This is a genomic window from Enterococcus sp. DIV1307a (assembly GCF_050537425.1).
Lineage (GTDB): Bacteria > Bacillota > Bacilli > Lactobacillales > Enterococcaceae > Enterococcus > Enterococcus faecalis.
On record NZ_CP172914.1, the window covers coordinates 1,853,640 to 1,865,312 of the forward strand.

An 11,673-nucleotide genomic window follows, 5' to 3' on the forward strand; every position below is an offset into this window, starting at 1 on the left:
TTTAAGGAACAAATTATAGGATTTGAGAAACAAATTATAGATTTTGTATCATTTTAAGGTAAAAATTTACCGAATTGACTGTTCTTTGTGAAAACGTTTATCTGATATTTTTTTAACAACTATTTAAGAACTTAAAAAATAATTGGATAAATCTCACTCATAAAGCGGTTTTGCTAGTGTGTATTTGTTGTATAAAAGCTGAGAACTTGTTATTTTCACAAAGGATATTATCTAATTATTTTTGAGGAGGACTATTTTTGAATTTTATCCGTAAAAACACTAGAGCAATTCGTTTAATTGTAGTTTATTTTTTTGCAGTTTTAATGCAAGCTGGTTCTTTATTATTACTAGCTATTTCACTACTATTTTTCTATTTGCCTTTATGCACACACAATATGTTGGATTTCTTGTTATAAATAAAAAAAGGAACTAGCTTAGCTACATTTGCTATTGCTAGTTCCTTCTTTGTTTCAATTACTTCACTTTTCCCCTAAAATTTCAATCCAACCATAATAATATTCAATATATTGATTTTCCTCTTCTAGTTGTGTCAAGATATGTTCCCCGACAACGATGCCTGTTTCAAATCCTTGTTTTGCTAAACGCTTTTTTACTTCTTCGATATTATTCAAACGGGTATCTTGTGTATTGACTTTTAAAATAAAGCCTTTGTATTGGCTACTTGATTCTTTGAGCCAAATCACTTTATCTAAACTTTTTTTATTCACATGATTTGCCAAACAAATCCCATACGTCAGTTCATTGGATTCACTTAAATCCCCGTAAATACCTAAAGTTGAAATGTGTTCCATGTAAACTTTCATCTCTTCTGGATCCTCAATATCAACAACAACAATTTTATCAAAAGGAATTGGTTCATCTGAAAAAACCAATGTTTCTAAATCAATTAACGCATGTAAATGTAATTTTCTTTTCTTGATTTCTTTGTATTTATGTTGAAGCCTTTTTATTTCTTGCCCCAGTTGTTCTTCTGTTGCTTCCATGGTGGCATAGAGATCGGTAGGTTTCTTTTTATATAAATTCAACATATCTTTGATAGGAATCCCCATTTTTCGATAAAAATCAATATCATATATTTTGAACAAATCTTCTAAATCAAAGGTTCGATATCCGTTTTCTTCATTGCGTGTTGTACTAATCAACCCTTGCTCGTCCCAATAACGAATCGTGGACTTAGGGATATTTAACAACTCAGAAACATCTTTTATTGTGTAATTTTTTTCCATACTGTTCCCTCCATCAAAAAGTTTAGCATTTCTACTGTTGACATTCAAGTTACTTGAACGTGTACAATGACTCTTTGTAACAGCTAAAACGGTATTGTTTAAGGAGGAAATTTCATGAAATTAATGAAAGAGTTTATTAAAGAAAATAAATGGATTGTTCTTGCGACAACTTTAACCATCTGTTTGCAAATCGCAGGAACCCTTGGCGTCCCTAAATTAGTTGGCAAGTTGATTGATGTGGGCATCGTTAGCGGTGACCAACAAGTAATTAAAACGATTGGCATACAAATGTTTCTTGTGGCATTCATTGGAACAATTGCCGCAATTATTTCTAGCTATTTGTCTGCTTTAGTAGCTGCTAAATTTGGTTTTCAAGTTAGAGGATTGTTCTTTAAAAAATTTCAACAATTCTCGATGAAAAATGTTGATAAGTTTGGTTCAAATTCTTTGCTAACTAGAATGACCAACGATGTAGATAATGTTCAAACAATGATTGTGCTGTTTTGCCAATTAATCTTTCCAGCGCCTATTATTAGTTTATTTGCCTTAGTGATGACATTTTCTTATTCAGTTTCACTCGCTTGGGTAACATTGGCTTCCATCGTATTTTACTTAGTGGTTGTTTATTTTTTAATGAAAAAAGGTACCCCTTTATCTTTAAAAATTCAACCAAAAATGGATCGAATTACTACGACTTTACGAGAGTTCTTTACTGGAATTAATATGATTCGTGCGTTCAATAATCAAGACTTTGAAGAGCAGCGAACCAATCAAACATTTAAAAATTATGCTGAACGCATGAGTAAAGTGAATCAAATCTTTGCTTGGATTACTCCCGTTGCCTTTTTATTAATGGGCGTTGTGTACGCCTCTATTTTGTGGTTTGGCGGTAATTTAGTTGCAGTAGGCACCCTACAAATTGGCACCGTTACAGCTGTGATTGAATATACGCTTCTAACTTTGGCCTACTTAATGATCGCGGCTATGGTATTAGTTGTCATTCCACGGTCCGTTGCTTCCTTGAATCGCTTGCAAGAAGTTTTGTCAGAAGAAATTGAAATTAGCGATCCTCACACTGAAGCAACCATTGCTTATCATCCTGAGAAAGCCTTGATTTGCTTCGATCACGTCACGTTTCAATACACAGAAACAGCTGATCCTGTTTTAGAAAATGTTAGTTTTGTTATTCCTAAAGGAAAAACAACGGCGATTGTTGGTGCAACTGGCGCTGGTAAAAGTACTTTAGTTAAGTTACTTTTACGAATAAATGAGGTCACAGCCGGCACGATTAGCTATTCTGGCACAGATATCCGCTCATTATCTCAGCAAACGATTCGCCAAGTCATCAGTTATGTGCCACAAAAAGCCTTTCTTTTCAGTGGGACAATCTTATCAAACTTATTAATGGGAAATGCCGAAGCAACTACAGAAGAAATAAGAACGGCACTAGAAATTTCACAATCTTCTGAATTTATCGATTCCTTACCACAAGGGATTGAAAGTTTCGTAGCACAAGGCGGGTCCAACTATTCTGGTGGTCAAAAACAAAGAATGTGTATTGCACGAGCCTTAATCAAACCGGCAGACGTTTATATTTTCGATGACAGCTTTTCCGCATTAGATTACAAAACTGACGCCGCTCTACGTGCCGCTTTACATGCACAAATGTCGGACAAAACTTTACTCATTGTTGCTCAACGGTTAAGTACAATCATGAACGCTGACAATATTATCGTCCTAGATGAAGGAAGGATTGTTGGTCAAGGCACCCACGCTGATTTACTTACCACTAATAGCTATTACCAAGACTTTGCTAAATCGCAAGGTATCTTACCCAAGTAATTAAAGAAAGGATGTGACTGCTTGAAAGAAAGTTTTCTTTTCAAGCCATACAATGAAAAAAACAATGAATCTTCAAAGCTTTAAACGTTTCTGGAAAATGATTAAACCTGAGCATCCAATCTTTTATGGTCTAATGATCTGCAGTTTAATTGGAAACTTATTAATTGTTGCCATGACCTATATTATGGCAATCGGGATTGATAACCTCTTAGAAGCGATCAAGCGTGTCGGGCTCAAAGGTATGACACTTCCTTTAGTTGAAGAAGCGCTCTTAGGTCCCGTCTTACTTTTAATTCTCTTTTCAATCATTAGTAGTATCACTTCTTTTATTCAGGAACGAGCAATGGCTTCTTTAAGCGAACGGGTTACTTTAAGAATTAGAAAAGAAGTGACAAAAAAGTTTAAAACTTTACCAATGGCCTTCTTTGACAATCACCAAGTGGGCGATATCATCAGTCGTTCAACAACTGGCTTAAACCAGTTGTCACAAGTTCTTTTAACAGGCATCAACCAATTTTTCACTTCCGTCGTGACTATCCTTTTTGCAGGAATCATGTTGTTCTATATTGATGCAAAATTAACCATTTTAGTGTTGCTCCTAATTGGCGGCAGTACTTTCATGACGACAAAAATTGCGAATAAAAACAAGGTGTTTGCTGATCAAAGTCAAGCTGAATTAGGTCAATTAAATAATAAGATGGAAGAATATTTAGCAGGAAATTTGGTCACAAAAACCTTTAATCAACAGCAAAATGCTGAAAAAACAATTGCTGCTGTTAATCAACAACATTATCGTGCCTTTAAAAAAGCACAGTTTCTAAATTTTGCGATTTATCCAGCTATTCGTTTTATTAATCAGTTGGCTTTTATTATTAGTGCTATCTTAGGCGCAATGCTCGTTTTATCTGGTGGTATTACGATTGGTTTCTTGCAAGCGTATTTGCAATATATCAACCAAATTTCTGAGCCGATTTCTACCGCTTCTTATGTCATTAACTCAATTCAAGCAGCGATGGCTTCCATTGATCGGATTTTTGTTATCTTAGATGAAGCTGATGAACAGCCAGAAGCAACTCATTTAGAAACTATTTCTTCTCCTAAAGGAGCCATTGAATTTAAAAATGTTCAATTTGGCTACACACCAGAAAAAATTTTAATGAAGAATGTTGATTTTTCTGTTCAACCGAAAAAAACAGTGGCCATTGTAGGACCCACCGGCGCTGGTAAAACAACATTAGTCAACTTATTAATGCGTTTCTATGAAATAAATCAAGGTGCCATTACTTTTGATGGGATTGATATTACGAAACTTTCTCGACAAAATCTAAGAAATTTATTTGGCATGGTTTTACAAAACACTTGGCTATTTGAAGGAACCGTAGCAGATAATATTGCCTATGGAAAAAAAGATGCTTCTCGTGAAGAAATAATTGAAGCAGCTAAAATTGCTCAATGTGATCATTTTATTCGGACCCTTCCTCAAGGATATGATACAATTATTTCTAGCGAAAATGGTGCATTATCACAAGGGCAACAACAGTTATTAACCATCGCCCGAATCATTTTAGCAAATCCGCCCGTTGTTATTCTCGATGAAGCAACTTCGAGTGTGGACACACGAACAGAAGCCCATATTCAAAAAGCGATGGAAACTGTCACAGAAAATCGAACAAGCTTCGTTATCGCTCATCGATTATCCACAATTGAAAATGCTGATTTAATTTTAGTGATGAAAAATGGCGATATTATTGAAAAAGGAACGCATCAGGAACTATTACAAGCTCCGACTCTTTACGCCAGCTTATATAATAGTCAATTTCAAACCACTTAAAAAGAACTGGAACAAGTCATTCTTCTTTTGACTCGTTCCAGTTCTTTTATTGCTTAGAAATATTGAATTCCCATTGCTTTTTTGACTTCTGTTAAGGTTTGTGCTGCCACTTTTTCAGCAGCAAGACTTCCTTTATGCAACATTTCCATAATCGCTTCTGGATTTTTAGCCAGCTCTTCACGACGTCGACGAATCGGTGCGAGTTCTTCTTCTAGGACATCAATTAAGTAACGTTTAATTTTCACATCTCCTAAACCACCATGGCGATAGTGCTCTTTTAATTCTTCAATATATTCTTTCTCTTTCCCAAAGACATCCAAGTAAGTAAAGACCATATTTCCTTCAACTTGTCCTGGGTCCTCTATACGAATATGCTTTGGATCGGTATACATACTCATTACTTTTTTCTGTACCACTTCAGCTGGATCTGAAAGATAAATACCATTGCCTAACGACTTACTCATTTTTCCGTTGCCATCAATTCCTGGCAAGCGTCCCATGCCTTTTGGTGGTAACACAGCTTCCGGTCTAACTAAAACTTCACCGTACGTCTGATTAAAACTATGCACAATTTCTTGCGCTTGTTCCAACATTGGTTTTTGGTCTTCCCCAACTGGGACTAAGTTCGCTTGAAAGGCAGTAATATCAGCAGCTTGTGAAACGGGATAAATAAAGAATCCTGTCGGAACACCTTCCCCAAATTTTTTTTGCTCAATTTCTGCTTTGACCGTTGGATTCCGACGAACACGTGACGTGGTCACTAAATTTAGATAGTACATTGTTAATTCAGCTAACTGTGGAATTTGCGATTGGATAAAAATTGTTGTTTTCGTAGGGTCTAAACCAACTGCTAAATAGTCCAAAGCAACTTCTAAAACATTGGCTGAAACTTTTTCGGGATTTTTTGCATTATCTGTCAATGCTTGTAAATCTGCAATCATGACAAATAATTGATTTGTAGGGTCTGCTTGCATTTCTACTCGTTTTTTTAAGGAACCTACGTAATGTCCTAGGTGCAATTTACCAGTTGGACGATCACCTGTTAAGATAGTATTCATTGTCTACACACCTTTATCGTTTACTTTCATTTATTATTTTACCTTGTTTTAAAAAGAATGAATAGTAGGCAATAGAATATTTATTGATTCTAGATAATCGAAGAGACTAGAAAGATTGCAAGGTACAGCAATTCTTGTTCCAGTCTCTTCAAACAGTTCGTTTATTTTGTGACTTTAATTGAAAATTGTGCAGTCACTACCGGCAAAACTTTGCTTGTTACTTTGATTTGATAATTTCCTGCAGCAGTCGTTGCTTCTGTCCTAATCAGACCGTTTTCATCTACACTTACTGTATTGCCAGCATCTGGTGTAACCAACTCATACGTTACTTGTGAGCTCCAAGCATCCGTTTCTGTGTGCGGCGCTTGACCAATCACTTTAGATTGAATTTGATAATTTTCGCCTGATTTTATAGTAGCTGTTTCTGTAGCAAATTGAATTCTTTCAGGAATCGCATGAGTTTGCACGACTTGGAAGATTTTTCGTTCATCAGGATTCGCAATTCCTATTTTTTCTTCTACTGCAGCAGGGAACTGGTAAGTACCTGGCGGGCTACTTGGCGAATAATTACTAACATCGTCATCCCAAGAAATAACCTTCAATTTCGTTTCGCTACCATCATCTAATTTTGCAATTACTTCAGTTGGCAAATTCAGTTCGCCTCGCGAGGTGCCTGTTAGTCGATCCAGCGTAGGCAATTCCTTGAATCCAACAATATGTTTAGCGGTGACTTTTACATTGGCAATAATTGGCATTGAGACACCTGCTGCTCGTCCTACAACAGTGAATGTTCCTTCTTTTTGATAAGAAGATGCTGGAACTTCTGACCAATTGACAGTCACTTCTCGTTGTGAACCATCCGAATAAAAAATAGTTGTTTTTTCTGGTAGTTTAGGGGCTTGACCCGCTTCTGTCGTGACCTCAATCGACTCATGTTTGACTTCGAAAACATTCGATAAAACAATTTTAGGAGCTAAACTATCCTCTGTTAGCTGTTGACCAGTTGGCAAGGTCAATTTGCCTGTTAAAAAGTCTTGATAGGCCTTTTGTGCGCCTTCTTTTGAAAAAGCATCAAACCCAGCATTATCAGAATCATAACCAGGCAAACGACTGTCTGTAATCGCTAATAAGAAACTTAACTTGGCTGGAATTTTCTCACCACTTTGAATTAGCTTTCGTAGATAGTTACTAATATCAATAGAGATTGTATTTTGATTATTCATAATTGAACTATTTGTAAAAGATTGTCGAGCAATAAATTCTTCATTTGGTACATTTAAATTATTTGGACCATTGTTCCAAGTAATGGTGTTACTCATCCAATTAGTATCTGTTCCATAAACATCTACTTGGAACTGCGTATTTTTCAAACGTTCATCATTTGTATTTCCAGCACCATTCCACGCATCATAACGCATCACATTTAGTTCTAAATTGGCACTTTTTAGTGATTGATAGTTCTTCAATTCTTGTGTATCAATTTCAACGTAAATCCGGCGATTATACCCCGCAGAACTAGCATTTTTTAATTTTAATGCGTAATTGCCCGTATAGTTTACTCCATAAGGATATTTATAGGCGTCTCCTGAACTAATGGCAGCGGTACCGCCTGCTATAGCAGAGTATGCTCGGTTACCATCACTCTTTTGAACATAGGCAGTTTGAGCTGTTTTTAGTTTAACGGTGTCTTTTCCTTCACCAAGTTCACCCTCAAAAGAAACCTTGGCTGTTACTTTGACAGCATCTATCGGTAAGCCGATAACTGTTGCTGCAACTTCAACTGTGCCTGCTGTATTAATTTTTTCTTGAGGGATTGCTTCCCATTGTAACTTAAATTCTTTTTTGCCTGTCGCAACCACTTCTTCATTAACGACTTCTTCGTACGTTAATTCAACTTGCTCTGGCAAATTAGGATACACACCTGTTGCCGAACTAATTTCTAACACTTGATTTTGATAACGAATACTTTTTTCAATTGTGGATGCTTGTTGCGCACCAATATCTAAAACTTTATTTTTCAAGCTATTTCCAAAGAAGTCTTCGGCCGCACTGTTCACTTCCGACAAGCCTTTACCAATCGCTGGAGAGGTTTCTTTTAACTGGAACATTTGTGCTCGCTGACGTAAGCGTTCTTTAGAAGTAAATTCAACCACATTATCTTTTGTTGGTTTCAATGTCGTAAATTCTTGCTCTGCCAACTCTTTCACTTTTTCAGGGTTATCTGTGATTTCTAATTGTGGTTTTTCAAAAATGTTTCCACTTGATACTAATTTTTCAACAGTTGCACCACTTTTTTCTGTAGCAATTTCTTTTGGCCAAATAACATTATTTTTGAAATATTTTTCTGGATTATCGACCATTTTACGTTCAATTGGTTGTGTCCCATTTGTTGGATAATTAGATAAGAATTTTAATTGTCCGGTACCTTCTTTGTATAAAATATTATTGTAAAAATTGGCTACTGTACCACTGTTGTCAGAACTATTTCCTTCACCAAATAATGATGTTGAAATGCCGTCGCCAACATAAATCGTATTATTGTGGATAGTTGGCATTGCCGCTCCATCATTTTTTACCCAATAATGAAAAATACTTTGTTCTTTATAATTGTAGCCACCAGCTCCTCCTGGATTGTCTTTACCTGTTCCTCGGTTACCACCGCCGTCATTAGCTGAGATATTGTAACGAATAACCGAATTTTTTTGATCAGACATAAGCAATAAAAAGCCGCCAGTATTATGATGTGAATAGTTATATTGATAAATAACATTGTTTGACTGCATGTCCACATCATAAGCTTCGGCATCGTTAAATCCATATTTGATTCCGTATACTTCGTTATATTGGAACAGTCCGTCATCTACAGACATTGCCCAAACGCCCGCGTAATTTTGTGTACCATAATCGGCATTGCACATTCGGACAGCAACATTTCCTTCGACGACACCGCCACTTTTGGCTTCTGACAAAACAATTCCGTCGCCAGCAATATCTTCTAAATAGTTATTACGAATCGTAATATTAGAAAACGTTTTGTAGAAAGTGTTGCCTCTTGAGGTATCTGAATCAGCTTTTGTTCGAATTCCTTCAAGTCCCACTCGTTGAATCACATTATTTTCAATCAAAATATCATTAAATCCAGTCGTTGTTCGATGATCATTGGCTGCCGTTACTACATTGCCATTCTCATCAAACCAACTTCCTAAAACAATAATTCCACCTACAGCTTTTAATCGTTTGGTTGTAGTATTCCCACTTAGATTCAAATAATATTCTGTTTGAACATCATGAACATAGTTATTCCTTATCGTGACACTATTGAACGTTCGATTTTGTTCATATCCTAGGACTAATATCCCCGCTCTTTGAGCATCTCCTGGTTTCTTATAGCCTTCGAGATTATCTAGCTCTGGTGTATTTGTCACTTCTAAGTTTGAAATATCCCAATATTCTTGGTTCACTAACTGCACGGCCCCTGAGATTGCACGTTTGAAAGTCCCTGTGCTGTAGGTGCCACCACCGTTAATAATCGGACGCCGTGTTGTTTCAAAAATGGTTTCTCCTTTGTCATTCGTATCATAAAAATCAATGACAATCTTTCGTGCCGCTGTTCCATTCCCTTTTGGATGCAACAATTGGTTATTCCAGGTACTTTGCGCATTCAGCAAAAGATGGTCGCCTGGCTGAAACTCCGTCTGATTCACTTTTTCAAAATCACGCCAAGCACTGGCTGGAGACTGCCCATCGTTGGCATTATTTCCTCCTTCCCCATCCACATAGTAGGTCGTCCCATTTTGAGCGACACCTACTGAACGAAAAAGTAACGGTTGATCACTCACTGTTTCCCCATAAGCAGGAAGACTAAATAATTGAAGCTGGGAAAAAACAAACAAAATAGAAAGGAAAATGGTTACACTTTTAAAATACGCTTTTTTTCTCATTTTCTGCTCCTTAACTGTTTTTATTTTGATAATTTTGAAAAAACTTTTCTCTGTCTTTCTCCAACAAGTCTACTTTGGTTGCTTGTTGATACGTAGCTAATTTCTCTTTGTAGCATGTGTTGATATAGGCATTTTTGCCAAATTGTGGTGCTTCTTCAAACTGTAAAAGTTGCCCTCCTTCCTTATTAAAAATATAAAAGTATTGGTTTTCGTGGTATCCTTTCACCACGGTACCAACAGCTTTTTCACTAAGAATCTCCCCAACAGACAACGAATAAATATCCTCTTTTTGGATTTCTGCACTCTTCAATTGATACGATTCAATAACAAGATTAGGTAATTTATTTTGCCACTCCAATAACGTCTCCTCATAAGATAGATTCGGAGAGATTGCTTCGGCTATTTTTTCTAATTCTGCTTGCTTACCTGAAAAAGTTGGAATTTCAATTGCTTCAACAAAGTAATCGGTCTTTTTATATTTATCCTCCAATTGCTCAAAGGCCTGCCGCAATTCTTTTTGCGTTGGCTTTTCTTTCTCCATTAATTTCTCTTTTATTTGGTCCTGTAATTGTTGATCTTTTGCATCTAAAAATTGCCAGAGCGTTAAACTGCTCTTTTGGTCTTGCCATTCTTTTTTTTCTTGCCCAAATGTTTGTGAGTAGGCTATTTCTAACTCCGTTGCCAGCTGTTTAATCATTTTATGTTGTACTAAATCCTCCGTTGCAACCTTCAGTAGTTCCTGAGTGGGTGATTTTCCGTTATACGTTTTGCGCCAGAAATTTTTCCCAAACGAAGTTAAATTATTCTGATCAGAGAATTGCTTCGCTACACGATTCATATTTTTATCGCCATAAACAATTAATTCTTCGACTTGGATTGCTTCGTTATTAATCATACTTTGCTGACTGGTAGTAAAAATAACGAGCACAAAAATAGCACCTATCAAAAAGCTACTTAAAATAATTATTTTTTTCTTCATTCGTTCGCTCCCTCCACTTTAATAAACAAGGCAAGAACAAAATAAGCAACCCCACCTTCATTCATTTTCCTGAAAATCGAGATTACTTATTATGTAAAAATTATTTATTCTTTTTTTGCTTTTCATGCAATTTCCCAGTATTTAAATAAATAATCCCTAGGAACAGGACAGGGGTTACAACAAACCCAAACTGTGGCTTCAAAAACATCATTGCAAACATTGAGAATAGTAAAAAAACATTTAGACAGCTGACATACCATTTCCGCAGCCCATAGTAAACAGAAATCCGAAACACATCTTTAAAAGAAGCTTGCGGGTTTCGTACTTGAAAATACCAAGCATTCAGCATAATAGCTAACCCAAAAATTAGCAGAAGGACCATCAATGGAATAAACCATTTACCAATCGTTGTTTTGGCAAAAAAGAATATATCTGTCACACTGATGATGCTACTTCCTAAGCCTAGCAAGCTGATAAGAAAGCCTCTTAACCCAAACTGACGAAACTTTTGAAAAAAAGTTTTAAATGGATCCAGCTCCTTTTCTTCTTTAAAAGTATCGATTAAACCTAAAAGTGCAATCATCCCTGCCCCCATCGGCAGCAACGTTACTACAAAAAGTGGGAGGTTTCGTGGATCAATGTCTAAGCTAATCACCGCTATGAAAAAAGGAATGTTCACTAAGAGAAGCCCTAGATTACCGATAAATAAAATGTAAAGCCAGCGAAAAATTTTCATATAGATATTATTATCAAAGGTTTGCTTAGTAAACATTCA

Annotated in this window: 8 protein-coding genes; 3 read left to right on the plus strand and 5 right to left on the minus strand. The window is 36.2% G+C overall.

Annotation, left to right across the window (positions count from 1 at the left end; translation table 11 throughout):
* Positions 1 to 257: 257 nt before the first annotated feature.
* On the plus strand, positions 258 to 416 hold the full coding sequence (locus IGL90_RS09035) for a hypothetical protein (protein WP_002369010.1): 159 nt from the start codon (positions 258 to 260) through the stop codon (positions 414 to 416).
* 63 nt (positions 417 to 479) lie between these two features.
* Here the strand turns inward: IGL90_RS09035 and IGL90_RS09040 are convergent, their stop codons facing one another.
* On the minus strand, positions 480 to 1,295 hold the full coding sequence (locus tag IGL90_RS09040) for a MerR family transcriptional regulator (RefSeq protein ID WP_048737649.1): 816 nt from the start codon (positions 1,293 to 1,295) through the stop codon (positions 480 to 482).
* A 66-nt stretch (positions 1,296 to 1,361) separates the two neighbouring features.
* On the opposite strand from IGL90_RS09040, the gene IGL90_RS09045 reads away from it, so the two are divergent.
* Complete coding sequence (locus IGL90_RS09045; protein ID WP_002394689.1) at positions 1,362 to 3,089, plus strand: ABC transporter ATP-binding protein; 1,728 nt, start codon at positions 1,362 to 1,364, stop codon at positions 3,087 to 3,089.
* A 52-nt stretch (positions 3,090 to 3,141) separates the two neighbouring features.
* Entirely contained in the window at positions 3,142 to 4,920 is a 1,779-nt protein-coding gene (locus tag IGL90_RS09050; RefSeq protein ID WP_002388273.1) for an ABC transporter ATP-binding protein, read from the plus strand.
* A 53-nt stretch (positions 4,921 to 4,973) separates the two neighbouring features.
* Here the strand turns inward: IGL90_RS09050 and trpS are convergent, their stop codons facing one another.
* From trpS to IGL90_RS09070, 4 genes are all read right to left on the minus strand, one after another.
* A complete protein-coding gene (gene trpS, locus IGL90_RS09055) occupies positions 4,974 to 5,978 on the minus strand; it encodes a tryptophan--tRNA ligase (protein ID WP_048737647.1) in 1,005 nt (334 codons plus the stop codon).
* Positions 5,979 to 6,139: 161 nt separating this feature from the next.
* Entirely contained in the window at positions 6,140 to 9,919 is a 3,780-nt protein-coding gene (locus IGL90_RS09060) for an Ig-like domain-containing protein (RefSeq protein ID WP_048737645.1), read from the minus strand.
* Positions 9,920 to 9,929: 10 nt separating this feature from the next.
* A complete protein-coding gene (locus IGL90_RS09065; RefSeq protein WP_048737643.1) occupies positions 9,930 to 10,898 on the minus strand; it encodes a hypothetical protein in 969 nt (322 codons plus the stop codon).
* A gap of 100 nt (positions 10,899 to 10,998) precedes the next feature.
* The gene (locus tag IGL90_RS09070) at positions 10,999 to 11,670 is read right to left on the minus strand and encodes a hypothetical protein (protein ID WP_002389246.1); all 672 of its coding nucleotides are present in this window, start codon (positions 11,668 to 11,670) and stop codon (positions 10,999 to 11,001) included.
* Positions 11,671 to 11,673 lie beyond the last annotated feature (3 nt).